General features: G+C 66.2%; 25 protein-coding genes. 10 read left to right on the forward strand and 15 right to left on the reverse strand.

The window, feature by feature from the left end; genetic code table 11:
- Positions 1–150 precede the first annotated feature (150 nt).
- From ACFFJ6_RS15640 to ACFFJ6_RS15650, 3 genes are all read left to right on the forward strand, one after another.
- Positions 151–1,014 (forward strand): AraC family transcriptional regulator, encoded by an 864-nt coding sequence (locus ACFFJ6_RS15640; RefSeq protein ID WP_378389282.1) that lies wholly within the window; start codon positions 151–153, stop codon positions 1,012–1,014.
- A 231-nt stretch (positions 1,015–1,245) separates the two neighbouring features.
- Positions 1,246–2,091, forward strand: a complete 846-nt coding sequence (gene olsA, locus ACFFJ6_RS15645) for a lyso-ornithine lipid O-acyltransferase (protein ID WP_378389284.1) — start codon at positions 1,246–1,248, stop codon at positions 2,089–2,091.
- A gap of 90 nt (positions 2,092–2,181) precedes the next feature.
- The gene (locus tag ACFFJ6_RS15650) at positions 2,182–3,123 is read left to right on the forward strand and encodes an aldo/keto reductase (RefSeq protein ID WP_378389286.1); all 942 of its coding nucleotides are present in this window, start codon (positions 2,182–2,184) and stop codon (positions 3,121–3,123) included.
- Between the two features lie 942 nt (positions 3,124–4,065).
- Here the strand turns inward: ACFFJ6_RS15650 and ACFFJ6_RS15655 are convergent.
- Positions 4,066–4,776: a DNA helicase gene (locus ACFFJ6_RS15655; protein WP_378389288.1), complete on the reverse strand. Its 711-nt coding sequence runs from the start codon at positions 4,774–4,776 to the stop codon at positions 4,066–4,068.
- A 463-nt stretch (positions 4,777–5,239) separates the two neighbouring features.
- On the opposite strand from ACFFJ6_RS15655, the gene ACFFJ6_RS15660 reads away from it, so the two are divergent.
- The 3 genes from ACFFJ6_RS15660 to ACFFJ6_RS15670 all read left to right on the forward strand — a co-directional run bounded on the left by ACFFJ6_RS15660 (position 5,240) and on the right by ACFFJ6_RS15670 (position 7,088).
- Positions 5,240–5,929, forward strand: a complete 690-nt coding sequence (locus ACFFJ6_RS15660) for an HAD family hydrolase (RefSeq protein ID WP_378389290.1) — start codon at positions 5,240–5,242, stop codon at positions 5,927–5,929.
- A gap of 79 nt (positions 5,930–6,008) precedes the next feature.
- Positions 6,009–6,521 carry a PaaI family thioesterase gene (locus ACFFJ6_RS15665; protein ID WP_378389292.1) on the forward strand — a complete coding sequence of 171 codons (513 nt, stop codon included), beginning with the start codon at positions 6,009–6,011 and terminating at the stop codon, positions 6,519–6,521.
- A gap of 39 nt (positions 6,522–6,560) precedes the next feature.
- Positions 6,561–7,088: a hypothetical protein gene (locus tag ACFFJ6_RS15670; protein ID WP_378389294.1), complete on the forward strand. Its 528-nt coding sequence runs from the start codon at positions 6,561–6,563 to the stop codon at positions 7,086–7,088.
- A gap of 305 nt (positions 7,089–7,393) precedes the next feature.
- On the opposite strand, the gene ACFFJ6_RS15675 is transcribed toward ACFFJ6_RS15670, so the two are convergent.
- Positions 7,394–7,918, reverse strand: coding sequence for a Dps family protein (locus tag ACFFJ6_RS15675; RefSeq protein WP_378389296.1), 525 nt, complete (start codon positions 7,916–7,918; stop codon positions 7,394–7,396).
- A gap of 273 nt (positions 7,919–8,191) precedes the next feature.
- Between ACFFJ6_RS15675 and ACFFJ6_RS15680 the strand changes: the two genes are divergently transcribed.
- Complete coding sequence (locus ACFFJ6_RS15680; protein ID WP_378389298.1) at positions 8,192–8,887, forward strand: methyltransferase domain-containing protein; 696 nt, start codon at positions 8,192–8,194, stop codon at positions 8,885–8,887.
- Positions 8,888–9,106: 219 nt separating this feature from the next.
- On the opposite strand, the gene ACFFJ6_RS15685 is transcribed toward ACFFJ6_RS15680, so the two are convergent.
- Both ACFFJ6_RS15685 and ACFFJ6_RS15690 read right to left on the reverse strand, forming a co-directional pair.
- Positions 9,107–10,216, reverse strand: coding sequence for an ATP-dependent DNA helicase (locus ACFFJ6_RS15685; protein WP_378389300.1), 1,110 nt, complete (start codon positions 10,214–10,216; stop codon positions 9,107–9,109).
- Between the two features lie 73 nt (positions 10,217–10,289).
- Positions 10,290–11,126, reverse strand: a complete 837-nt coding sequence (locus tag ACFFJ6_RS15690; protein WP_378389302.1) for a transglutaminase-like domain-containing protein — start codon at positions 11,124–11,126, stop codon at positions 10,290–10,292.
- A gap of 226 nt (positions 11,127–11,352) precedes the next feature.
- Between ACFFJ6_RS15690 and ACFFJ6_RS15695 the strand changes: the two genes are divergently transcribed.
- From ACFFJ6_RS15695 to ACFFJ6_RS15705, 3 genes are all read left to right on the forward strand, one after another.
- Complete coding sequence (locus ACFFJ6_RS15695; RefSeq protein ID WP_378389720.1) at positions 11,353–11,622, forward strand: hypothetical protein; 270 nt, start codon at positions 11,353–11,355, stop codon at positions 11,620–11,622.
- Between the two features lie 40 nt (positions 11,623–11,662).
- Entirely contained in the window at positions 11,663–11,938 is a 276-nt protein-coding gene (locus ACFFJ6_RS15700; RefSeq protein ID WP_378389304.1) for a DUF1488 family protein, read from the forward strand.
- Between the two features lie 95 nt (positions 11,939–12,033).
- Positions 12,034–12,189: a hypothetical protein gene (locus ACFFJ6_RS15705; RefSeq protein ID WP_378389306.1), complete on the forward strand. Its 156-nt coding sequence runs from the start codon at positions 12,034–12,036 to the stop codon at positions 12,187–12,189.
- 184 nt (positions 12,190–12,373) lie between these two features.
- Here ACFFJ6_RS15705 and flbD read toward each other — a convergent pair whose 3' ends face one another.
- The 11 genes from flbD to ACFFJ6_RS15760 all read right to left on the reverse strand — a co-directional run bounded on the left by flbD (position 12,374) and on the right by ACFFJ6_RS15760 (position 25,648).
- Complete coding sequence (gene flbD, locus ACFFJ6_RS15710; RefSeq protein ID WP_378389308.1) at positions 12,374–13,753, reverse strand: sigma-54-dependent transcriptional regulator FlbD; 1,380 nt, start codon at positions 13,751–13,753, stop codon at positions 12,374–12,376.
- 48 nt (positions 13,754–13,801) lie between these two features.
- Positions 13,802–14,146, reverse strand: a complete 345-nt coding sequence (gene fliN, locus ACFFJ6_RS15715; protein WP_054164393.1) for a flagellar motor switch protein FliN — start codon at positions 14,144–14,146, stop codon at positions 13,802–13,804.
- A gap of 18 nt (positions 14,147–14,164) precedes the next feature.
- Entirely contained in the window at positions 14,165–14,782 is a 618-nt protein-coding gene (locus ACFFJ6_RS15720) for a FliH/SctL family protein (protein WP_378389311.1), read from the reverse strand.
- Positions 14,782–15,873, reverse strand: coding sequence for a flagellar motor switch protein FliG (gene fliG / locus ACFFJ6_RS15725; protein ID WP_378389313.1), 1,092 nt, complete (start codon positions 15,871–15,873; stop codon positions 14,782–14,784). The genes ACFFJ6_RS15720 and fliG overlap by 1 nt, the downstream gene beginning before the upstream one ends.
- 6 nt (positions 15,874–15,879) lie before the next feature.
- A complete protein-coding gene (gene fliF, locus ACFFJ6_RS15730) occupies positions 15,880–17,481 on the reverse strand; it encodes a flagellar basal-body MS-ring/collar protein FliF (protein ID WP_378389315.1) in 1,602 nt (533 codons plus the stop codon).
- 173 nt (positions 17,482–17,654) lie between these two features.
- On the reverse strand, positions 17,655–17,930 hold the full coding sequence (gene sciP, locus ACFFJ6_RS15735) for a CtrA inhibitor SciP (RefSeq protein WP_002714638.1): 276 nt from the start codon (positions 17,928–17,930) through the stop codon (positions 17,655–17,657).
- Positions 17,931–18,281: 351 nt separating this feature from the next.
- Entirely contained in the window at positions 18,282–19,181 is a 900-nt protein-coding gene (locus ACFFJ6_RS15740) for a universal stress protein (protein ID WP_378389318.1), read from the reverse strand.
- Between the two features lie 36 nt (positions 19,182–19,217).
- Positions 19,218–21,959, reverse strand: coding sequence for a cation-transporting P-type ATPase (locus tag ACFFJ6_RS15745; protein WP_378389320.1), 2,742 nt, complete (start codon positions 21,957–21,959; stop codon positions 19,218–19,220).
- Between the two features lie 226 nt (positions 21,960–22,185).
- A complete protein-coding gene (locus ACFFJ6_RS15750) occupies positions 22,186–22,542 on the reverse strand; it encodes a hypothetical protein (RefSeq protein ID WP_378389322.1) in 357 nt (118 codons plus the stop codon).
- 373 nt (positions 22,543–22,915) lie between these two features.
- A complete protein-coding gene (locus tag ACFFJ6_RS15755; protein WP_378389324.1) occupies positions 22,916–24,883 on the reverse strand; it encodes an autotransporter domain-containing protein in 1,968 nt (655 codons plus the stop codon).
- Between the two features lie 231 nt (positions 24,884–25,114).
- Positions 25,115–25,648 (reverse strand): NADH-quinone oxidoreductase subunit B family protein, encoded by a 534-nt coding sequence (locus ACFFJ6_RS15760; protein WP_378389327.1) that lies wholly within the window; start codon positions 25,646–25,648, stop codon positions 25,115–25,117.
- Positions 25,649–25,650: the final 2 nt, after the last annotated feature.

Consider the following 25,650-nt stretch of genomic DNA (forward strand, 5'->3'; position numbering starts at 1 on the left):
GTTGTTTTCCAAATCTGCCATGGACGAAAACCCGCCCTTGTGGCATGGTAATTGCTTACCTGGACTGCTCTTGCCTGCACTCGCGTTGATCTGTGGAGATTCACGATGGGGATGCTCGGCAATTCTGTCGATAAATATGTTACCGGCAGAATGCTCCAGACTTCGAACGACCGGCGGTGGTCCCACCTGCTCGCGGAGCGGTGGAGTCACGAGTCCGGCGACCTGCCGTCGCTGCTGCCGCGCGACACCGAGATTGCCGTGCTGCTGCGCGGCAGTTCGGTGGTGGATCGCGAAGGCGCCGGGATGCGGCAGCGGACCCATGGCCGGCGCGGCACGGTCTGGCTGTGCCCGGCCGGAATCCGCGAGGACTTCATCCGGGTCGAGAGTCAGATCCACGAATGTCTGCACATCTTCCTGCCCGGCCGGCCGTTCGAAGACACCATGCTGCAGGACATGGATATCGATCCGACCGGGATCGCGATCCGCTACGAGGCGATCGACCACGACATCTTCATCGAGCATGTCGCCGACCAGATTCTCCGGGAGCTCGCGCACGAATCCTCGACCGGCCGCCTGCTGATCGAGAGCCTCGGCCGCGCGCTGTCGGCGCATCTGGTCCACACCTACGCCGACACGGCGGTGCGGCTGAAGCAGACGCAGGCGGCGAACCGCCCGCTCGACGCGCGGCGGCTGGCGCGCGTCACCGAGTTCATCAGCGCGTCGGCCGAGCGCGACTTCAGCGTCAACGACCTCGCCTCGATCGCCTGTATGAGCCCGGCGCATTTTTCGCGCAGCTTCAAAGCCGCCACCGGCTGCGCGCCGCACGAATATGTCAGCCGGCAGCGGCTCGATCTGGCCAAGCGCATGCTCGCCAACGACCGCCAGTCGCTCGCCGAGATCGCCTATGCGACCGGGTTCTCGTCGCAGGCGAATTTCAACCGCGCCTTCCGCAAGGCGGTCGGCACCACGCCGCGACTGTACCGCGCGCAGCATCGCACCGACCCGTCGGCATGATGCCGACGCTCCTCCTGATGTGTACCGGCAAGCGGGCACGCCGCTCCGGCGTCGCGTGAAAAGCAGCGCCTGTAGCGCGCTCGTGCGATGCGTCACCACCATGTAACAAACTACCGATAAGTTAATGCTGCGTTTGATCGTGACCCCCGTCGCCGATCAGCGTCCCCCAGCGGTCCCCGTCAGTCGCCGCGTCTGACCGGGGCCGCACCTTTTTGAGCTGGCGATATTGCGATGATCCGTTTCGTCCTGGTGATTGCCTGCGTGGTGCCGCTGACGCTGGCGCTGCTTCCGGTGCATCTGCTCGCGCTGCGCTACGGCTGGCGTATTCAGCGCACCATCCCGCAGTTGTATCACCGCATAGTCTGCCGACTGATCGGCGTGCGCATTCGCCAGGTCGGCCGCCGACATGGCGACGGCCCGGTGCTGATCCTCGCCAATCACGTCTCCTGGCTCGACATCTGTGTGATCTCCGCGATGGCGCCGGTGTCGTTCGTCGCCAAGAGCGAGGTGGCGGGCTGGCCGGTGTTCGGCGCGCTGGCGAAGTGGCAGCGCACCGTGTTCATCGACCGTCAGGCGCGGCAGCGCACCGGCGAGGCCACCGCCGAGATCGGAGGTCGGCTCGCGGACGGCGAAGCCATCGTGCTGTTCGCCGAAGGCACATCGAGCGACGGCAGCCGTGTCTTGCCGTTCCGCTCGGCGCTGATCGGCGCGGTGCATCACGCGCTCGGCGACGAGACCGCCACGCCGATCAGCGTGCAGCCGATGGCCGTGACCTACACCGGGTTCGGTGGCCTGCCGATCGGGCGCGAACTGCGCGAGCGCGTGGCGTGGTACGGCGACGCCGAACTGATCCCGCATTTCATCGGCCTGCTGTCGGCCGGCGCGATCGACGTCACCGTCAGCTGGGGAGAACCGATCCCGCACACCGCCGACCGCAAGGCGATCGCGCGCGACGCCGAGATCTCGGTGCGCCGGATGTGCGAGGCCGCGCGACGCGCCGGCGTACGGGGCGCGCTCGCGCCGCGTCCGGCGACCGCCGCCGCGCCGCAGGGCGACGCCCAGCTCGAGCCGACCTGAGCCGCGCAGAGCTGCGCCGCGTCCGGCGTCTTGCTCAGGCGCGCGGCGCGGGCCACAATCGCCGCTCCCGCGTTTCGCACAGGACCCATCATGCAACTTCGTAATCTCGGCGGCAGCGGCCTTCGCGTGTCGCTGGTCGGCCTCGGCTGCAACAATTTCGGCCAGCGCACCGATCCCGACACCTCGCGCAAGGTGATCTACAAGGCGATCGATCTCGGCGTCACGCTGTTCGACACCGCCGACATCTACGCCGGCCAGGGCGGCTCCGAGACCGTGCTGGGCAATGTGCTCGGCGATCGCCGCAAGGACATCGTGCTGGCGACGAAGTTCAGCAAGCCGATGGCCGCCGACGGCACCAAGCAGGGCGCCTCGCGCCGTTACATCGTCGCCGCCGTCGAGGCGAGCCTGACGCGGCTGAAGACCGACTACATCGACCTCTATCAGCAGCACGATTACGACCCGCTGACGCCGATCGACGAGACGCTGCGCGCGCTCGACGACCTGATCCGCGCCGGCAAGGTGCGCTACATCGGCAATTCCAATTTCCCGGCCTGGCGCATCGCCGAGGCCGAATACGTCGCCCGCGCGCTCGGCACCCATCGCTACGTGTCGTGCCAGGACGAATACAGCCTGGTCGTCCGCGACATCGAGAAGGACCTGCTGCCGGCCGCGCAGGAATACAAGCTCGGCCTCTTGCCGTTCTTCCCGCTCGCCAGCGGGCTTCTGACCGGCAAGTATCAGCGCGGCGCCGAGATCGCCCCGACCACCCGCTTCGCCAAGATGCCGGCGATCCGCGACCGCTACTTCACCGAGGCCAATCTCGACATCGTCGACAAGCTCAAGGCGTTCGCCGACGCGCGCGGCAAGTCGCTGCTCGAACTGGCGTTCTCGTGGCTGGCCTGCCGCCCGCAAGTCTCCAGCGTGATCGCCGGCGCGACCACGCCGGAGCAGATCGAACAGAATGTCAAAGCCGCGAGCTGGCAGCTCACCGCCGAGGAGATGGCGGAGATCGATACGATCACCAAGGCGTAGCATCGCTCACGCTCCGTCCTTCCGAGGCGCTCGCGCGGCGGTGACGATCTTCGCCATGAGACGATCTCCTTCGCTTGCGATGAAATGAGATCAAAGCGCGCATGCGCGAGCCGCGCCCGCGACGCTGATCGCGTGAATGGCCGGCCCGGAGGACCTCCGCGCCGGCCATCAGCCGAGGGAGGCGGAGCGCCGAAAGGCGCGACTTTAAGTAGTGGCCGCAGCATGGTCGCCGGATCGCCGGCGATCAGAGGCCGCGGAAACGCCTTTCGACGCTCCACCGTGGCGATTTTTCGCTTCGGGGCCGTGCTTCCGGGCACAGGTCAGGGTAATTAAACCCCGTTGATCCGGCGGGATTTCTCCCGCCTTCGCCTGTGCCGCGTCCAGCCAACTAACAAGTGGCAGACCCCCGTAGTGGGGCCGGACGGCGACCCGAAGCGTCCCGAGTGCGCAGGGCAACGTCTGCCCCACGCCCGCAGGCGCCACCGCCTCACCCCACATCTCCAAGCGTCCCAGGAAACGCCCCTCGATGGGATGAGGTGATGGGAATATATTCAGATGTTTGTGGGGAAGTCAAGAGGCGGGAGGCGCAGTGGAAGAATTTTTCCTGAGAGCTCGAAGCGCTTCTGCTGCTGATAGCAGTCGGAGCGGACGCTCTGGCGCGCCAACACGCACAGCCTCATGGTGAGGAGGCGCGAAGCGCCGTCTCGAACCATGTGCCGCGGGCACTGCGTAGCCTCATCCTTCGAGACGCCCGGCTTCGCGGGGGGCCTCAGAGCCTGACCGGAGTGTGGCTTTTGAAATCACGCACATTCGTTTCAACCCGTCATGCCCGGCCTTGTGCCGGGCATCCACGTCTTGCCGAGCAGTGGCGCCGAAAACGTGGATGGCCGGGACGAGCCCGGCCATGGCGAAGCTGGTGAGCGGACCAAGGCCCCGAAGCGCTTAGTTCACCGCGGCGAATTTGATTTCGCCGGCGTGGAGGAAGCACGCCTTGGTGAACAGCTTCAGATCGAGGTCGTTGATCAGGCGAACGTCGGCGAGATCCGGGCAGCTCTTCGCCTTCGGATCGAACGAGCGGTGGATTTGCGAGATGACGACGAACACGAGTCCGCGCGCGCGGGCGAAGGCCCGCAGCGTGCCAACCTGCGTGGCGAGGTCAGGGGTGTCGCGGCGGCGGTCGAGCAGTTGGAGATAATCGATCACCGCCAGCGTGCCGCGCGGCGCCGTTGCCAGACGGGCGACGATGTGGTCGGCGCAGATCGTCTCCGACGTATCGAGGTCGAGCAAACCGGCGAAGCCCGCCGGGTCGGCGCCGAGTGCCTTGAAGCGATCTTCGACTTCGGCTTCGGTATATTCGAGCGTGAAGAAGGCGGCGCGCTGCCCCGCTTTCATCGCCTCCACGGCGAGTTCGACGCTGAGCAACGTTTTGCCCTGCCCCGGCCGCGCGCCGATCAGAACCAGATCGCCCGGCTGCACTTGCGCGAACAGACGCGCGGCCCGGCCGCGCGCATGGGAGCTTGCCAACAGACTCCAGCGGGCGAAGCCCTGCTGCGCGGCGACGCGGTCCAGCGCCGCGTGCAGCGGAATGTGCTGGTCGCGCGACAGCAGTTTTGCCTCGCGCTTCAGCCGATAGAGAGGAGCAGACAGTCGCATCTCGAAAACCTCCTGGTGCGGGCCATGTCTGCAATCCCTCCTTATGCTGGCGCCCGAACAGTCGGTTCGATGATCATCCGGCCCGGTATGAAGGATACTTTCCCGATGGAGGGGGGAGGCGTGGGCCGCGCCAGGGCGAGATCATAGCGTGAGTCTACCGCTGAGAAAATCCGGATTGCGTCCGTCGCCGTTATGCGCAATTCGGCCAAAGCCCTTACGCTGCCGGAGGCCCGGCGCTAGACTGCGGCCATGACCGCGCTGTCCCCCTCCCCTCCCCAGCCCCGCCGCCTGATCTGCGCCGGATGCGGGGCGGAGTTCGGCTGTACGATGGATGCGCAGTGCTGGTGTGCGGCGGAGACGGTGACGCTGCCGATGCCGTCGGATGCGGCGGATTGTTTGTGCCCGGACTGCATGCGCGAGTTGGCGAAGGCGAGCCGGCCGGCGGGAGACGAGGTGTGAGCGCGTGACGGACTGGATCATCGAGGCGGTGCTGCTCGACATGGACGGCACGCTGGTCGACACCGAGCGCGTTTATCTCGAGAGCCTCAGTGAAGTCCTCGACGAACTCGGCCTGCCCGATGCGCTCGCCACCTGCCAAAGCATGATCGGCCTGCCCGGCCCCGAGTGTCAGGCGCTGCTGGTGGCGCGCTATGGCGACGGCGTGCCGCTCGCCGACATCAACCGCGCCTTTGCGCGCAAGCGCGACGCCCGGTTCGCGACCGGCCTGCCGGTGAAGGCCGGTACGCTCGAACTGCTCGACACGCTGCGCGAGGCGCGCTGCCGGATGGCGGTGGTGACCTCGTCGTCGCGCAAGACCGCCGACATGCACCTGACGCTGGCGGGCATCCGCGCCCGGTTCGACACCATCCTCACCCGCGACGACGTCGCCCACGGCAAGCCGGCGCCCGATCTCTATCTACTGGCGGCGAACCGCATCGGCAGTGCGCCGCGGAATTGCATCGCGGTCGAGGATTCCAGCGTCGGCGTCGCGGCCGCCTCCAGCGCCGGCGCCATCACCCTGATGGTGCCCGACATGCTGGAGCCCGACGCCGCGACGCGCCGCAAATGCGCCGCCGTGCTGCCGGACCTGCACGCCGTGCTGGCGACGATGCAGCAGCGCGGCCGTTTCGTGCCGGCACGCGCGCTGACCTGACACCCGTCGCCGCAGCCATGCGCATTGGAATTCCCGTGCCGACTTGATATGATAAACATAATTCAATGGGAGACGCGCGATGGATGCGAGCAACGTAGCGAGAGACAGAAACTACGGCGTGACGCCGGTCGAGGTGATGGCGTCGATGTCGGGGCTCGACTTCATCCGCAAGATGTTCGCCGGCGAACTGCCGGCGCCGCCGATCATGCAGCCGATCGAGCCGTTCGACGAAACCGCCAAGCCTGGACTGATCGTGATGCATTCGGTGCCCGGGCTGCGGCACTACAATCCGATCGGCTCGGTCCACGGCGGCTACGCGGCGACGCTGCTGGATTCGGCGATGGGGCTCGCGGTGCAGAGCATGCTGAAGCCCGGCCAAGGTTACACCACGCTGGAATTCAAGATCAGCTTCATCCGCGGCATGAGCGCCGACAGCGGTGTGGTCCGCACCGAGGGCCGAACGCTGAATGTGGGCCGCCGCGCCGCCACAGCGGAGGCGCGGATCACCGACAGCAACGGCCGGTTGCTGGCACACGCGACCACGACCTGCCTGGTGTTCGACCTGCCGATCGGAACCGCGTCGGCGTCGTGACGTTGTCCCCGGCACATCACAACAATCGCCGGAGTGATCATGTCGCTCGCTCGCGACCAGACGATGCCGCATGCCTATCGTTTCGACGACGACGGGCTGGTCCCGAACAATCCGATGCCGCTCCTGATCTACAAGGGCGCGGTCGATATCGCGCGGCCTGATCCGGCCGCGGCGATCGAGGAACTGTTCGCGCGCAACGGCTGGGGCCAGCAGATGTGGCGCAACGGCATTTTCGACTACACGCATTACCACGCCACGGTGCACGAGGCGCTCGGCGTGGCGCGCGGCCATGCGCTGGTGCTGTTCGGTGGCGAACAGGGCGAGGCCATCGAGCTGAAGCCGGGTGACGTCGCCGTGCTGCCCGCCGGCACCGGCCACAAGCGGCTGTTCGCGACGCATGATTTCCAGGTCGTCGGCGGCTATCCGCCCGGCCCGGAAATGCAGGTCACGCGGCCGACGCCGGCGAACTATCAGCGCGCGCTGAAGACAATCCCCGAGGTGGCATTGCCGGAGAGCGATCCGGTCGGCGGCGATGATGGTCCGCTGACGCGGTTGTGGCGGGCGTAGGCCTGTGAAGCAATCGGTCGTTCCGCCACGCCTCTCGAGGACACGTCCGAGAGCACGGATTGATCGTAGGAGCCGTGCAGAGTCGGGCGTCTCGAAGGATATGAGATTAGCGCAGGGCTAGCGGCACAGCACATGGCCCAAGCCGGTGCTGCGCGAATCCTCACTCCGCGGCTGTGCCTGTTACAAGCACGCTTGATCGAGATGCAATCGCAGTGCGCGGGGCGCGCTCACCCCAGCCCTCTCCCGCGAGCGGGAGAGGGGCGCGCTGTGCGCGGGGTTAGCTACGCGCCGATATGAGTTTCGGCTTACTCTTCGTTGCCGCCTTCCTGGCGGCTGGCTTCGAACAGGAACCAGGTGCGGCGTTCGGTTTCGTCGATGAAGTTCTCGAGCAGGCCGGCGGTCGCGGCGTCCTTGCAGTCGTCGACGATCTCGTGGGCCTTGCGCATCGCCGCTGCCATCTTCTTGTTGTCGTTCATCAGCTCACGCAGCATCTCGCGCGGCGGCACGTAGTCTTCGTCATTGTCCTTGATGGTCTGCAGCTTGGCGATCTGGCCGATCGACTTCAGCGTGACGCCGCCGACCTTGCGGACGCGCTCGGCGAGCTGGTCGGTGGTGGCGAAGATCTGGTCGGACTGTTCGTCCAGCATCAGGTGGTAGTCGCGGAAGTGACGGCCGCTGATGTGCCAGTGAAAGTTCTTCGTCTTCAGATACAGCGCGAAAGCGTCGGCCAGCAGCGTATTGAGCGCCACCGAGATCTTGTCGACCGACTGTTGCGGCAGGTCGGTCGGGGTGTCGAGGTCGGCGGCGACGGCGGATTTGCTCTTGCTCACGATGGCGATCCTATGATGATGGGCGGGTGGTGACAGTCGGCGTGGGCCGGTTCGGGCGCGAGCATGACGGGCGGGAACCGCATCGTCTTGCCGGAATTTGCGGTTTTTGTTTCCCTCGGTCGGCAAACGCCTTAGACCGGTGTCAACGCGCCAAATTCCGCCGCGTTCCAGTGATGGAACAAGATCTGACTGCCCGCTCCCCGTGTCGCGCGAATTCCGTCAACCGCTTGAGCGGACGATCGAATTCGCTTTCCTTCCGGTTTCGAGGCTTCGATGGAAGACTGGATCGACTATTACGACTCCACCCACACGATCTATGTCAGCAAGCTCCATCGCGACGTGCACTTCGACGAGATCGCCAAGGACATCATCGGCTATATCGGCGCGCCGGACGCGACCGTGCTGGACTATTCCTGCGGCGAGGCGCTGTCGGCCGCCAAGGTCGCGGCGGCCTGCGGAACGCTGATCCTGGCCGAGCCGGCCCCCGGGGTGCGCGGCCGGCTCAAGCAGCGGTTCGTCCAGCATCCGAACATCAAGGTCCGCTCGCTCGACGAACTGGCGGCGCTGCCGGACGGCTCGCTCGACCTCGTCGTGATGAATTCGGTGGCGCAGTACATGAAGCCGGCCGAGCTGGACAAGGCGCTGGCGCTGATCCGGCGGCTGCTGCGCCGCTCCGGCAAGCTGGTGCTCGGCGACATCCTGCGGCCCGAAGTCGGCATGAGCCGCGACGTCGCCGCGCTGCTGAAGATGGCCGCCCGCCACGGCTTCCTGCAGGACGCGCTGTGGGGACTGGCGCGGACGGCGCTGTCCGACTACCGCCAGCTCCGCACCAAGATCGGCCTGCAGCGCTACGGCGAGGCCGAGATGCTCGCCAAGCTCACCGCCGCAGGCTTCTCGGCGCTCCGCGCCGACAGCAACATCGGCCACAACCCGTGGCGGATGACCTTCGTGGCGAAGCGGGCGGGGTAGCACCAAGCGCCGTCAGAAGTTGTCTACGCAGGCACACTGCCTGCGGCACCCTCACCCCAGCCCTCTCCCGCAAGCGGGAGAGGGAGCGCGAAGTGCAAGCGCAACATCGTGCGCAACAAGCGCCGCTCAAGAACAAAGGCCCCACCCCAGGCACGGCGAGTCCCCTCTCCCGCTTGCGGGAGGGGGTTGGGGTGAGGGCGACGCGGGCACGGCCTAGCGCTACACCACCACGCTGAGCCGTTTCGCCGCGCGGGTGATGCCGGTGTAGAGCCAGCGCGCGCGGGAGTCCTGAAACGCGAAGCTTTCGTCGAACAGCACGACGTCGTCCCACTGCGAGCCCTGGCTCTTGTGCACGGTGAGCACGTAGCCGTAGTCGAACTCGTCATAGGGCTTGCGCTGATCCCAGCTGATGTCCTCGATGCCCCCGGCGAAGCATTCCTGGCGCACCGAGACCTTGGTGAGGCGGCCGCCGAAATCCTCGTCGGGCGTCACCCGCATGGTGATGATCTTGGTCTTGATCGGCGAGCGCGACTTCACCCGCCACAGGCCGCCGTTGAACAGCGCCTTCTTGCGGTTGTTGCGCAGGCACACCAGCTTGTCGCCGCCGACCGGGAACGGGTCCTCGATGTTCAGGCGCTGGCGGAAGCGCGCGTTGTAGGCGCGGCGGGTGTTGTTGCGGCCGACCAGCACCTGATCGGCGTCCATCACCCGCTGCGGATCGAGCTGGTCGCGCGTCACCACTTCGGTCTCGCCGTAGCGGCCGCGTTCGAGCGCCCTGCCTTCGCGCACGTCCATCGACAGCCGCACGATCGGATCGTCCTGCGCCTGGCGATGCACCTCGGTCAGCATCACGTCGGGCTCGGCATTGGTGAAGAAGCCACCGCCCTGGATCGGCGGCAGCTGGGCCGGATCGCCGAGCACCAGCAGCGGGCAGTCGAACGACATCAGGTCGCGGCCGAGTTCCTCGTCCACCATCGAGCATTCGTCGATCACGATCAGCTTGGCCTTCGAGGCCGGGGCGTCGTCCCACAATTCGAAGCTCGGCTGTTCGACGCCGCTCTCCTTGGTGCGGTAGATCAGCGAATGGATCGTCTGGGCGTCGTCGCAGCCCTTGTTGCGCATCACCAGCGCCGCCTTGCCGGTGAAGGCGGCGAATTTCACCTCGCCCGACACGCCCTCGGCGATCTCACGCGCGAGCGTGGTCTTGCCGGTGCCGGCGAAGCCGAACAGCCGGAACACCAGCGGCGTGCCGCCACGGCCGGGCCTGGCTTTCAGCCAGTCGCCGACGGCTTTCAACGCCTCGTCCTGAACGGGGGTGAAGGTGGTCATGGGATCTCGCGGGCGGACACGCCGCGGGCGGACCCGCGGCGATTCGATGCCGGCAAGCTAGCGCGTCGCGCGCTCAGTGCAAGCCGGCAGCAGCGCCCGCGCTTTCGTCGATCTCGTCGGTCCAGACCTTGAAGCTGACCAGGGTGTTGGGGCCGAAGGTCTGGGTCAGCGGCACGTCGGCGGCGTCGCGGCCCTGCGCGATCAGCACCCGGCCGAGCCGCGGCACGTTGTTGCGCGGATCAAAGGTGTACCAGCGGCCGCCGATGAAAGCTTCGAACCAGCCGGCGAAATCGCCGGCCGCCCACGGCTTCGGCGTGCCAACGTCGCCGAGATAGCCAGTGCAGTAGCGCGCCGGGATGTTCATGCAGCGGCACAGCGCGATCGCCAGGTGCGCGTAGTCGCGGCAGACGCCGCGGCCCTCGTCGAACGCTTCATGCGCAGTGCGCGTCGCGCGCGCGTGCTGATAGTCGAACTTGATGTGGTTGTGAACGAAATCGCAGATCGCCTGCACCCGCGGCCAGCCGGGCTTGGTGCTCTCGAACATCTTCCAGGCAATGTCGGACAGAAGATCGGTCTCGCAATAGCGGCTGCCGAGCAGATACACGATGGTATCGGCCGGCAAATCCTCGATCGCGTGCTGGACCGCCGTCGGCACCACCGGATCGGGCACGCCGAGATCGCGGACGATACCGTCCGCCGCGAGCCGGACGCGGCCGGCCGGCGCCACCATGCGGCTGCACCAATTGCCGAACATGTCGCGATACGGCGTGACCAGCACCGGCGGATCGACGGTGAGAAAATCCGGAACGATGATGTCGGACGCACGACTGAAATGGGTTCCGAGCACGACGATCATCGGCGTTGGCTGCGCGAAGTCGTAGATCATCTCGTAACCGACGCGGAGTTTCATGGTGATGGTCTCCGCAGTGCGCCATGGCCTGATCGGAACTGATTGCCGGCTGCCTTCCATAAATGGCGATCCAGGGGCGAAAATACAAGCCGCTGCGGCAGATGCGACTACGTCGATGCCGAATTCGGTGGCTATCGCGCGTGAAAAGGCGCAGCATCACGCGCAATCGTGGGGGCGCGACAACGACGCTGCCGACGCAGGGACGCAGCGGCCCGAAGGAGCGTCCATGACCACACGTACACGCCGCGAAACCATCGTCTTCGCTCAATCGTTTCGATTGCGCGGCCTCGACCGCGAACTACCTGCCGGCGCTTACGACGTCGTCACCGACGAAGAACTGATTGAAGGTCTGTCGTTTCCGGTGTTCCGCCGCGTCGCGACGATGATCACCGTACCCTGCGCACCACCGCATCACAGCGCGGTCGAAATGATCGCCGTAGATCCGGAGGCCATCCGCGACGCGCGACATGCCGACGGCGGTATCAGCCAGACCTGACCCGTTCGGCGCGGACGACCCAACACAAAGGAGACCCACCATGGCATTCACCAGCGGCAGCTTTCACCGCTACGACGAGGACCGTTCGGTCGTGCTGTTCTCGATGATCCACGGGCACACCGAGGTGCCCTGCGCGATCAGTTCCGACGCGATGGACTTTCTCGACGGCGCCAAGCGAACATCGCCGGCGCAGCGCGAACAGCAATTCATGCGGCTGCGCGCCAGCATCGAGACCCGCGCCGAGCGCAAATTCGAGAATGCGGAGATGGAAGGCAAGCCCGCGGGAATCATCCTGCGCAGCATCGATTTCCGCTGATGCGAAGCTTGCGCTGATCCGCCCGCGCCCGGCACCATGATCCGCGTTTGACTTTTGCCGAGCCTTCGCCATCTGTCGCGAAGGAGGATCGGCAGATGCGACGTGTGGCGACCTGGCTATTGTATGCGATCGGCGCGCTCGCCTGCGCCTATCTGGCGCTGTACGCCCATTCGGTGCTGACCGCGCCGAAGCTGGTCCCCGGCGAGCCGATCAAGATCTTCCGCAATCCCGATGCGCCGAAATATTCGTGACGGAATATTCGTAACGTCGGCACTCGTCATTCCACGGCCCGCGGAGCGCGAACCCGGAATTCTTATCCGCTGGATGCGAGGCGAAGACGACAACCGTGCTTCCATGGCGAAGCTGCGGCGTATGGATTCCGGGTTCGCTCACTGCGTGAGCGCCCCGGAATGACGGAGTTCGTGGGCGGCGCCCTTACCCCATCGACACGAACGCTCGCGGTTCGCCCGCGCCGGCAGGCGTGATCGGCAAGCCGCCGTCGGCGTATTCGTTGAGCTTGTTGCGCAACGTACGGATCGAGATGCCGAGGATATTGGCCGCGTGGGTGCGGTTGCCGAGGCAGTGCTTCAGCGTCTCCAGGATCAGGTCGCGCTCGACGTCGGCGACGGTGCGGCCGACCAGCGCGCGGGTGACCTGCTCGGCCGCGAAGGTGGCATGCGCCACCGCCGGTGGCGTCTTCGACTGATCGAGCCGGTCGCCTTCCGGCGTCAGGATCGCATCGGCGCCGATCTCGTCGCCGCTCGCCATCAGCACCGCGCGGTGGATGGTGTTCTCGAGTTCGCGGACGTTGCCCTGCCAGCGATTGGTGGTGAGCACGCTGCGCGCCTCGGCCGACAGCGGCCGCAGCGGTACGCCATTGGCGGCGGCGTATTTCTTGGCGAAGTGCTGAGCCAGTTCGAGAATGTCGGCCGGCCGCTCGCGCAGCGCGGGGATCTTGAGATTGACGACGTTGAGCCGGAACAGCAAATCCTCGCGGAACGTGCCGGCACGCACCGCTTCTTGCAGGTTACGGTTGGAGGTGGCGAGGATGCGGATATCGACCGGCACCGGGGTCTTGCCGCCGACGCGATCGATCACCCGCTCCTGGATGGCGCGCAGCAGCTTGGATTGCAGCCGCACGTCCATCTCGGAGATTTCGTCGAGCAGCAGCGTGCCGCCATTGGCCTCTTCGAACTTGCCGATACGCCGCGCGATGGCGCCGGTGAAGGCTCCCTTCTCGTGGCCGAACAGTTCGGATTCCAGCAGATGCTCCGGGATCGCCGCGCAGTTGATGCTGATGAACGGCTTCTTGGCGCGATGCGAACGGGTATGGACGTAGCGCGCCAGCACTTCCTTGCCGGTGCCGCTCTCGCCGGTGATCATCACCGAGGCTTCGGAGCCGGCGATCTGCTGCGCCAGCTTGACCACCTTGGCCATCGCCTCGTCGCGATACACCAGCTCGCGGCTGTCATTGGCGACCGCGGCCAGCACCGCCGCGATCAGCTCCGGATCCGGCGGCAGCGGGATGTACTCCTTGGCGCCGGCATGGATCGCGGCGACTGCCGCGCGGGCGTCGCTGGCGATGCCGCAGGCGACGATCGGCACGGCGATATGTTCGGCCTCGAGCCGCATCACCAGATCGCGGATATCGAGCGCGACATCGACCAGCAACAGGTCGGCGCCCTTGCCGCCGCGCAGCACCCGCATCGCCTGCTCGTGGTCCGAGGCGTGGGTGACCGACGCGCCGTTGTCGATGGCGATCTTGGTTGCGGTGGTGAGCTGGCCCTTCAGAGTGCCAACGATGAGAAGCCGCATGATTTGCTCCTGTGATCCTAGGTCTGCCGCGCCGCCGAACGGCTGCGATTAGTTGTCCGCCTTGATGATTTCCGTCATGGTCACGCCGAGCTTGTCCTCGACCAGCACCACTTCGCCACGCGCCACCAGCCGATTATTCACGTAGATGTCGATCGCCTCGCCGACGCGGCGGTCGAGTTCGAGCACCGCGCCGGGCCCGAGCTTGAGCAGCTCGCCGACGTCCATCTTGGAGCGGCCGAGCACGGCCGAGACCTGCACCGGCACGTCGAACACCGCTTCGAGATCGGCGGCGACGCGCGACGTCTGCTCTTCTTCGTTGTAGCCGACATCCGCCAGCGGCGGCGCATCGGCCCCGTTCAGATCCGGCAGCGGCAGACCGTCGTTCTCGCCCATGTTCAATCCTCGATGTCGTTACTTGCGCGACGCCATGTAGCGTCCGACCAATTCGGTGATCTTGGCTTCGATCACGGCGCGCTCCAGCACCACGCCGCCATCCGCCCATTCGATCTTGCAGTCGCCGCCGGCGATCTCCGGATCGGACAGCAGCACCAGCCGACCGGCGAAGCCGCTGCGCTTGGCGAGCAGCTCGATCCGCTCGCGCGCCGCCTCGTACAGGGCGTCGCTGATCCGCACCACCAGATGCGGCGTCGATACCAGATGGCGGAAGCACTCGCCGACCAGCGCGGTAATTTCCGCCAGCGGCTCCGCGGCGATCAGCTCGGCGCACAGCTTGCGCGCCACCGCCACCGCCACCTCGACCGCCTCGGTCTCCATCCGGGTTTCGACGCTGCCGATGCCGGCGGCGATCACCTGCATCGACTGACCGATCTGTTCGAGCGCCATCGCGGCGAGACGCTCGGCCTCGGCCTGCATCTCGCGCTGCGCCTGGGCGAACCCGACCTGATAGCCGCGCTGCTCGGCAGCGGCGACGGCTTGCGCCAGTTCGGCGGCAGCCGCGGCCTTTTCGCGAGCCTTGTCGGGCGCCCCGAAATCGTTGTCGAACAGGAATTTCTGCGCGGGAGCAGCCATCAATACACCAGTTCGTCGTCGGCGCGGTTCTTGGTGAGCACGATCTCGCCCTTGGCGGCGAGATCCTTGGCGAGATTGACGAGCAACGCCTGCGCCTCGTCGACGTCGCGCAGCCGGACCGGGCCCAGCGCCGCCATGTCGTCGAGCAGCATCTTGCCGGCGCGCGACGACATGTTGCCGAGGAAGAAGCCGCGAACCTCTTCGTTGGCGCTCTTCAGCGCGATGGCGAGCTTGTCGCGGTCGATGTTGCGCATCAGCGTCTGCGCCGAGCCGGAATCGAGCTTGACCAGATCGTCGAAGGTGAACATCAGCGCCTTGATGCGCTCGGCGGCCTCGCGATTGTCGTCTTCCAGCGAGGTCATGAACCGGGTTTCGGTCTGGCGATCGAAATTGTTGAAGATCTCCGCCATCACCTCATGGGCGTCGCGGCGACGGGTCTGCGACAGGTTCGACATGAATTCGGAGCGCAGCGTGCGCTCGAGGCTCTCGACCACTTCCTTCTGCACCGACTCCATCCGCAGCATGCGGTTGATGACGTCGAGCGCCATGTCGTCGGGCAGGATCGCCAGCACCTTGGCGGCGTGTTCGGGCTTGAGCTTCGACAGCACCACGGCGGTGGTCTGCGGATATTCGTTCTTCAGATAGTTGGCGAGAACCTCTTCCTGAACGTTGGAGAGCTTCTCCCACATGTTGCGGCCGGCCGGACCGCGGATTTCCTCCATGATGCCGCTGACACGGTCGGCCGGCAGATAGCGCTGCAGCAGCCGCTCGGTGGCGTCGTAGTTGCCCATCAGCGCGCCGGAGGCCGACATCCGCGACACGAATTCGAGCAGTAGATCCTCGACCACTTCCGGCTCGATCGTGCCGAGCGTCGACATCACCGAGGACAGCTCGCGCACTTCGTCGTCGTCGAGCAGGCTCCAGATCTTGCCGCCATATTGCTCGCCGAGTGCGAGCATCAGGATCGCCGCGCGCTTCGGGCCGGGGAGCGGCTTCGACGCGGGGCGGCCGCTCTGACGCTGCGCAAGCGTCGCGACGACGCTGGCGATGTCGTCGGGGCCCGAGGAGACGGTGGCGGGAGTTTCGGCCATGGCGGTTTAGGCGGGCTCGGCCAGCCACTGGCGGACAATGGCTGCGGTTTCATTGGGATTGCGCTCGGCCAGTTCGCCGACGCGGTGGACCGACTGGGCGTGGACCTGGCCCTGAACCTGGGCGATGTCGATCATGCTGGGCGGAGCGATCGGCTGTCCGTCGGCGCCGATCTGCGGCACGGTGCCGTCCGTCAGCGCCGGCACGCCGGCCGCTTCCAGCGCCGGGTCGGCGGCGAGCACGCGCTTGACCAGCGGGCGGATCACCATGAACAGCACCACCAGGCCGAGGACGAACAACACGCCGAGCTGAATCATGTTCATGATGTCGTCCTTCGTGAACTGCAGCATGCCGAGCAGGCCTGCCGGCTCCGGCAGCTTCTCGATCTGCGGCGCTTCGGCGAATTTGAGATTCACGACCTCGACCTGGTCGCCACGCTTCTGGTCGAAGCCGATCGCCGAGCGCACCAGCGCGGCGATCCGGTCGAGCTGCTCCTTGGTGCGCTCGGCATAGACCAGCTCGCCCTTGTCGTTCTTGGTGTAGATGCCGTCGACCAGCACCGCGACCGACAGCCGGTTGACCCGGCCGGCCTCGGTCACCTCGGTCTTGGTGACGCGGGAGATCTCGTAATTGTTGGTCTCTTCGGACTTCTTGCTCTGATCGCGCGGACCGGCGCCGCCCTGGCCCTGATTGCCCGGCAGCTCGTTGTTGACCGTGACCTGGCCGTCGTTCGACAGCGTCTGCGACTGCTCCTCGCGGGTCTGGCTGGAGCGCAGCACCCGGCCTTCGGGGTCGAACTTGTCCGAGGTCTGGGTGATCTTGTTGTAGTCGAAATCGGCTGTAACCTGGACGCGGGCGCGACCAGAACCGACAACCGACGAGACGATCGCCTCGACCTCGTTACGCATCCGCTTTTCGAACGCCGTGCGGCGCTCGTCGCCGGCCGTGCTGTCGGCGTTGGCTCCCGCCGAGCCGTCGGCCAGAAGCTGGCCGCCCTCGTCGACGATCGACACCCGCTGCGGCTTGAGGCCGTTGACGGCGGAGGCGACCAGATGCCGGATGGCGCGGACCTGCTGCGGCTCGAGCGTGCCGCGCACCCGCAGCACGATCGAGGCCGAGGGCTCCGGCGCCTCGCGCGAAAACAGCGGCCGCTCCGGCAGCACCAGATGCACGCGCGCGCCCTGAACGCGATCGATCGCCTGGATGGTGCGCGACAATTCGCCTTCCAGCGCGCGCAGATGGTTGATGTTCTGGACGAAGCTGGTGGTGCCGAGCGCGTCCGACTTGTCGAAGATCTCGTAACCGACGCCGCCGCCCTTCGGCAGGCCGCCTTCGGCGAGCTTCATGCGCAGCCGGGTCACCTTGTCCTTCGGCACCATCAGGGTGGAGCCGTCGTTGCGCATCTCGAACGGGATCGCCTGACGCTCCAGCTCCTTGATGATGCTGGAGGCATCGGCGCTGCTGAGGTCGGTATAGAGGGTGGTCATCTGCGGCTGCGAGACGCGCATGATGACGAAGGCGAAAAACCCGAGCAGCGCAACCGTGACGGCGATCATCGCCATCACCCGAGCGGCACCCAAGCCCTTCAGGAAACCCACCAAACTCTGCAAGACCAGCCCCTCGGATTCGGCTCCAAGGCCGACTAGGCAAATCTTGCCTATGGGATGGTTTCCAGAAGGTTAATAAATCTTAACGAGACGGAAATTGCTTCAGACATGACGAAAGCCGGCTTCCCGAAACGGGGCCGGCTTTCCGGAATTCGTTAAGATCTTGGTAAGAAAGGTTACTGGCGATATTGCTGGATTCGGGTGGTCCGCAGCCCCGCCAGCCCGTGCTGGTCGATCGAGAACTGCCAGGACAGGAACTCGTCCACGGTCAGAGTGTAGCGGCTGCAGGCCTCTTCGAGGGAAAGGAGACCGCCCCGAACGGCGGCGACCACCTCGGCCTTCCTGCGGATCACCCAACGCTTGGTCCCCGGAGCAGGCAAATCCGCAATCGTTAACGGACTTCCATCAGGCCCAATGACGTATTTGACCCGCGGGCGGTGGGGTTCTGTCATGGCGTACTCACAACTCTCACTCAAGACACTGTTTGATCGAACGTACGCGGGGCGGCTTAAAATTTGGCTAAGCGACATTCCGGATTGTGATGGATGATGTTAGTAAAGTCGTAAGATTGGTAACCGGAATGCCGACGCCATAATAAAGCGCCCGCGCATGGTCCGGATTCAGCGCATTTCGGCGCTTCCGTACGCCCTTTCCCCGTCCCTGAAGCGTTGCCGATATCAGCGCTGGTGAAGCGATGTGATGGCGCGTGATCCGGCGGGCGCCCCCGCCACACAGCGATCGAGCACGTCGGACCGGGCCGGCGGCCCTTCGCTTGCGGTGGCCATGCTGGTGAGGCCCGCGAGCTACACCGCGTCGCGCACCGGCACGATGAGGATGTCGCGGCTGAGCCGCCGCAGCACTTCCTCGGTGACGCTGCCGAGCAGAAGACGGACCGCACCACGCCGGCCGTGCGTGCCGATCACCACCAGATCGGGCCGCAGCTCAGCCGACGCATCGACGATCGCGACCTGCGCGATGCCTTCCCGGACCATCGTGGTGTAGTCCATATCGTCGAGATCAAGCGGTTGAAGAAAACGCGCCAGATCGCGCACCGCTTCGACGCGGGCCTCGACCAGGTAGTCGTCGACATTTCCCTTGCGCACGCCCGCATAGCTCAGCATGCCGGCCGCCGCGGCGTCGTACACGTGCAGAACCACCATGCGGGTGTGCTCCAGCAGACCGAAGCGCCGCCCGGTCTTCAGCGCCTGCAACGAACAATCGGACAGATCGACAGGCACAAGACTGGTGGCATAGCGCAGCGCCGGATCGATATTGGCCATCAGCACCGGCACCGGGCTGTTGCGGATCACCCGCTCGGCCGTGGTGCCGACGAAGATGTCTTTCAAAAACGCACGGCGGTGACTGCCGATCACGCACAGATCCGCGCCCTGCTGCTCGGCAGCCTGGACAATGCCGGCAAACGGCGTACCGCACACCACCAGCGGGCTGCACTGCAAGCCGGCCAGATAAGCGTGTTCGCGGATCGCATCCGCGAGCGCCGTTTCGGCGAGGTCGCATTCCGCCGCAACGATGCGGTCAGGCTGATCGTCGTCGACCACATGGGTCAACACCAGCCGCGCCCCTGCCTCCCGCGCGATCGCGGCGGCGCGGCGCACCGCGCGGTCCGACCGGGCCGAGAAATCCGTGGCGACCAGCACGACCTTCAATTCGGGCCTGCTGAACTCGGACCGCATCTGATCCATGGTGCACCTCCTGTTGATTGGTCGCTCGCGCCCGCGTTACGGCTCCAGCCTGCGCAGCAGGCCGACGCGCCGCATCACGAACTTTTCCAGCTCCAGCACGGCCATCATCACCACGCCGGCCGCAACGATCACCGCGCCTTCGAGCAGCGACAGCGGCGTGGTGTCGAACAGCGAATGCATGAACGGCGCGTAGGTGAAGGCGAGCTGCGCCGCGATCACCACGATCAGCGCCGCCAGCACCGCCGGGGTACCGAGTGCGCCGCGGAGCGAGAACGATGAGGTGTGCAGATAGCGGACGTTGAAGAGATAGAAGATCTCGAACACCACCAGCACATTGACCACCATGGTCCGCGCCGTCTCGACCGACAGCCCGCTGCCGAGCGCGTAGAAGAAGATCGCCAGCGCCCCGACGGTGAACAGGAACGACACGAAGAAGATGCGCCACACCAGGAAGCGAGACAGCAGCGGCGCGTCTGCCGGACGCGGGGGCCGCTGCATCACGCCGGGCTCCGGCGGCTCGAACGCGAGGACGAGGCCGAGCGTGACGGTGAGGATCAGGTTGATCCACAGGATCTGCACCGGCGTCATCGGCATGGTGAAGCCGATCAGGATCGCCATGATGACAGTGATGACTTCGCCGCCATTGGTGGGGATCGTCCAGGCGATCACCTTGCGGATGTTGTCGTAGACCGTGCGCCCCTCCTGCACGGCGGCGACGATCGAGACGAAATTGTCGTCGAGCAGCACCACCTCGGAGGCTTCCTTGGCGGTCTCGGTGCCCTTGTGGCCCATGGCGATGCCGACATCGGCCTGCTTGAGCGCCGGCGCGTCGTTGACGCCGTCGCCGGTCATCGCCACCACCGCGCCGGCCGCCTGCAGCGCGCGGACAATCCGCAGCTTGTGCTCGGGATTGGTGCGGGCGAACACGTCGGACCGCGTGACGACGCCGGTGAAATCGGCGTCCGCAGTGGCGTCGAGATCAGCCCCGGTGACGACATCCGGGCTCTCGGTGAGCGCGAGCTGGCGCGCGATCGCGCCCGCGGTGGCGGCGTGATCGCCGGTGATCATCTTGACCACGATGCCGGCCGAGCGACATTCGGCGATCGCCTGAATGACCTCGTCGCGCGGCGGATCGATGAAGCCGATCAGCCCCATGAAGGCGAGGCCCTCGTCGAGATCGGCAAAGCCGAGCTGATCGCTGAGACGCGCCGGCGAACGCACCGCGAAGCCGAGCACGCGCTCGCCTTCCGCGGCGGCGCGTGCGATCTGTTCGGTCCAGAACGCCTGATCGAGCGGCACAAGTCCGTCGCGGCTGGCCTGCGACGCGCACATCGTGAGCAAGCGCTCCGGCGCGCCCTTCACGAAGATCACCTGCCCGCCCGGCGAAGCGGCGTGGCGCGTCGCCATGAAGCGGTGCTGTGCGTCGAACGGAATCTCGTCGGAGCGCTTCCAACTCGCGCGCTCCAGCGTCGGATTGAGGCCCGCCTTGAGCGCGAGCGCCACCAGCGCTCCTTCCATCGGATCGCCGTCGACCACATAGTGCCCGCCCGCCTCGCGGAGCTGGGCGTCGTTGCACAGCAATCCGCAGCGGATCAGTTGCATAGCCGAGGCGACGGCGGCCGGCGCCTCGCGACCATCGACCGTCAGTTCGCCCTTCGGGACGTAGCCCGAGCCGCTGACCAGGATGGTGTGCTCGGCGGTGATGATGCGCCGCGCCGTCATCTCGTTGCGGGTCAGCGTACCGGTCTTGTCGGAGCAGATCACCGAAGTCGCGCCCAGCGTCTCGACCGCCGGCAGGCTGCGGATGATGGCGTTGCGCCGCGCCATCCGCTGCACGCCGATCGCCAGCGTGATGGTGATGACCGCCGGCAATCCCTCCGGCACGACGCCGACAGCCAGCGCAACCACGGCGATCAGCGCGTCGCTCCATTCGTAGCCACGCACCAGCGTAGCGAAGGCAAAGATCGCGGCCGCCGCGGAGATCGCCACCCAGGTGAAGCGCTCGCCGAACCGATTGATCTGGCCGAGCAGCGGCGTCGTCAGTTGCTCGACACCCTGGATCATCGTGCTGATGCGGCCGATCTCGGTACGTTCGCCGGTCGCGACCACGACGCCGAAGCCCTGCCCCGCCGACACCAGCGTGCCGGAGAACGCCATGCACAGCCGGTCGCCGAGCGGCGCGTCCGCGGCGGCGGGCTGATCGTGCTTCTCGGAGGCGACCGACTCGCCGGTGAGCATCGCCTCGTCGATCAAGAGGCCACGGGCGCGCGTCAGCCGCAGATCGGCCGGAACGCGATCGCCCGCCTCGATCATCACCACGTCGCCGGGCACGAGGTCGGCCGCTGGAATCGCAACGCGATGGCCGTCGCGCCAGGCGTGGGCGCGCGGCGAGATCATCTTCTTGATCGCCGCCAGCGCCTTCTCGGCCTTGTCCTCCTGGATGAAGCCGACGATCGCATTGATCGTCACCACCGCGACGATCACCGCGGCGTCGATGCGATGGCCGAGAATCGCGGCGGCGACCGCCGCAGCCAGCAGGAAGTAGATCAGCGTATTGTTGAACTGAGCCAGGAAGCGCAGAATCGGCGACCGCCGCTGCGGCTCGGGCAACGCGTTCGGCCCCACCGTCGCGAGGCGTTTCGCGGCTTCTTCGCTCCCCAATCCGCTCCGGCTCGTGTCCAGTCCCGCCAGAACCCGGTCGGCATCGATCGCGTGCCACATCTCCTCCGAGGCCTGGTCGTTCGGGCCCTTGATCGTGGCTTCCATCGGCATGGTCATGCGAGCGTCCGGGATGTGTGAGTTGAAGATCAGCGCTGCGGGACATGGTCCCGCGGCGGGTCTGGCCATACGCGGGCGGCCGCAGCAGCGTCGCGCCAGACGGGACGATCAGGAGAGGCCGGACACCGCGGCGTCGCGCTCGGACGCGGCGAGGCATGAGGCCTCACGCCGTCGCGAGACGGTGCGCCATACGTCGGTTACGAACGCGGATGGAGTCCGGCGGCTGTTAAGTGCCGATCGGCGGGCGGAGCTGCGGGGGTTCGCTGCGATCGAGCATCGGCTCATCGAGCGGCAGCCGTACGCGGATCGACTCATCGCAAGCGATGCTGCGGGTCGAACTCGGCGTCAGCGCCTGGGCGCTGTCGGTGATGGTGATTTCAGGCTCGTCGCTTACACTCGGCGCGGGTACGGCCGGCGGCGTCTTGACGAATTCGAGCTGGTGACGCGGAGCATCGGACGCCGCGGACGCAACCGACACAGTGCCGAACACAATCATCACCAGCGCGCACAGACACAGCGCCGATTTGAGCCAGACGCGCAAAGCAGGCCGTGTCACATCAAGGCTGGTTCGATCGAGCCGCATGTCTCTCCGCGCTGGCAACTTGCCGAGTGGCAACGCTAGACGGCGAGCCGATCGTATCATTGACCTCCATCAAGGCGCGCACGCGCACGGCTGCGGCCACTCGCCGCAACGCGCAGCTGATAGCAGGTGATCTTAGATGATCGGTGCGCGCGCTGGAGCTGTTCTGCTTCTGATGGAACCGCAGCTGGCGATCCGGATCTCTTGCCCCAGGGAGAGCCTCATGGTGAGGAGGCGTGAAGCGCCGTCTCGAACCATGCGCCACGAGTTATGCGTGGCACTCATCCTTCGAGACGCCCGGCTTCGCCGGGCTCCTCAGATGAGGACTCAGTGCCTCTGGAAAGGCCGTATCGCTGCAATCAATCGATAAACCGCTCTAGAACGCCAGCTTCATGCCGCCCGTGACGCCGGCGTCGTTGCCGCCCTTGCGGGCGAAGCTGGTTGTCCCGGTCAGGGTCGCGGTGACGTTGCCGGCAACCACTGCGGAGACGCCTCCGGCGACCCGGCCATAGGTGCCGCCATTGGCCGACACCGGCGTCAGGATCGGCAGCAGCGGCGCCGACACCAGCGTGGTGGTGATGGTGTGGCTGGAGCCGAGGAAGTCGTGCGCGGCTGTGAGGTTGAGGAACGGCGCGTAGATGCCGTTGCCGAGTTGCAGCGGATAGCGCAATTGCATGCCCGCATCGCCGGTCAGCGTATCGAGCGTCTGGCGATCGACCGCCATGGTCAGCAGCACGTCGCCGGTTTCGGTGTAACCCCGGATCGTGGCGTTGGTGTAGTTCAGCCCCGCGATCGGCCCGACGCGCAGCCCACCGGCATCGAACAGATAGCCGCCGCGCGCCGCGACCGTGACGACATCGGCATGAGTATTGGCGCGGATGATGTCGATGATGCCGCGGCGCTCCAGCGCGAAGTCCTGCCGGCCGTAGGCGACAAGGCCGTCGGCGAACCAATGCGCATCGGTGTAGGAGCTGTAGCCGGCGCACTGGAACGCATCGATGCGATTGCGCGCATTCTGCACCGCGAGCTTGACGTCCGGCTGCGAATAGCCGAACACGCCGCCAAACCGCCAATTGGCATTGAGCCGATATTCCAGCCCGAGGTATCCGCCCGCCGCGTCGTAATCGTAGGCGGTGGCGTAGAACTGCCGGTCGCGGCTGCCGCCCGCATAGCTTGCGGCGCCATAGACCGACCAGCGGTCCGCCGGCTCGGTCAGCGCGACCGCTTTGGTCGGCATCGCCGCCATTGCCGCATAGGCGCCGAACGGCTGGACGCGCCGGCTGGCATCGAGGCGATCGAACACCGAATTCGAGAAGCTGCCGAGCAGGCCGGTTGCGATGGCCGCCTGCGGCGTCACCGTGGTCGGCGCGTCGATCTGGTTGGCCATATAGTTGGCGATCAGCGCCATCGCCGCACCAGTCGGGTGCACCGAGTTTTCGTAGAAGCAGCCAGCAACGTTCACTGCGACCGTCGGCGGCGTCGAGCCAGTGCCCGGCCCCGCCTCGCACCCGGTGAAACCCGCCGGCACGGCGGCGAAGCCGTACAGCGCCGGATTTTCAGCGACGCGCTGCTGCAGGATGCCGAAATTGAACAGGAAAATGCGCACACCCGCCTGCGCCATCGGCGCCAGCATCAGTTGCGTCTGCTGATAATAGGTATCGGCCCAGGCGTCGCGCTGCGGCGCGCTGAAATTGAATGTCCCGATGGCCCCGCCCTGCGAGCCGAGCGTCGCCTCCGGAAACCATTTCGAACTGCCGGTGCCGAGCCAGGCGATGTTGCGCGCGCCGGCCGCCACCAATTGCTGCACGCCGCCGACCGCGTTGGCGGCCGACTGCAGCGCGCCGGCGACGACGATCTGGGTCTGCGATGCGACGTCGCCGGTGCCGACATTGATGCCCGACAGATCGTTGCCGCCGATCGACAGCGCGATCAGGTCGCGCTCGGTGAAACGGGTGCCGCTGGCGGCGAATTGCTGCAACTCGTAGGGCAGGCCGTAACTGGCGGAGAGAAACGGCATGGTGTTGGTGTTGCTGGTGCGGGCGCCGCCGATCGAATAGTTGGTCAGCCCCGACAGCCCGTAGATCGATTGCAGCGTATCGACGAAATTGGTGCTGCCGGTGAAGCGGCAGCTTGTGTAGGTCGGGCTGGGACAGGGCCAGAAATTCGACGGCGTCAGCGTATAGGGCGGAAATGGAATGCTGACCGTGCCGGTGCCGTTCTGACCGATCAGGCGATACGCGCCGCCGGGCGCCGAGCCGGTGTCCGCATAGCTGTCGCCGAAGCCGTATAATCTTGCGAACTGCGCCTGAGCGGGCGCCAGCGAGACGCCGAGCATCGCGGTCATCGCCGCGCCTGCCAGCAATGCCGTGCGAACGCGCGAGAAAAAAATCGGCGCGCAATCGCCCCGGCGGTTACTAAAAATGCGACACATCACGAATCACCCCTTGCCCATCGATGTCTATCGGTGAGGCGATCGAGGAGAGCAGCAACTGATAGAATTACGAAACGCACGACTCATTAGTCGTGTCACACGCAATACAGCTACGGAATTAGCGTTTGCTGGTATCAGCTTATGTTAGCGCAAGGACTCGCCCGCGGTGACGCGATCGAGAAGCGCCAGCAGGCCGCGCAGGATCTGCAGCGGCGACGGCGGGCAGCCGGCGATGTGAAGATCGACCGGGATCACCGCGGAAACGCCGCCAGCAACCGCGTAGCTGCCTTTGAAGCAGCCACCGTCCTTGGCGCAATCGCCGACCGCGACCACCCATTTCGGGCCGGGCGTCGCGTCATAGGTCAGCTTCAGAGCCTCGCGCATATTGTGCGTCACCGGCCCGGTGACCATCAGCACGTCGGCATGGCGCGGCGAGGCGACGAAGCGCAGGCCGAAGCGCTCGACATCGTAGTACGCGTTGCTCAGCGCGTGGATCTCCAGCTCGCAGCCGTTGCAGGAGCCGGCATCGACCTCGCGGATCGCCAGGCTGCGGCCGAGCGCGCGGCGCGCGCGGGCGCCGAGCAGCGCGGCGAGTTCGGCGGCCGCGGCGTCGTCCGGCGTCGGCGCGGCTTCCGTCAGCGGCTTGGCGAACAGGCTCTCGAACAGCAGCTTGCGCATCG

Origin of the sequence: Rhodopseudomonas telluris (assembly GCF_042432815.1) — a bacterium.
Taxonomy (GTDB): domain Bacteria; phylum Pseudomonadota; class Alphaproteobacteria; order Rhizobiales; family Xanthobacteraceae; genus Rhodopseudomonas; species Rhodopseudomonas telluris.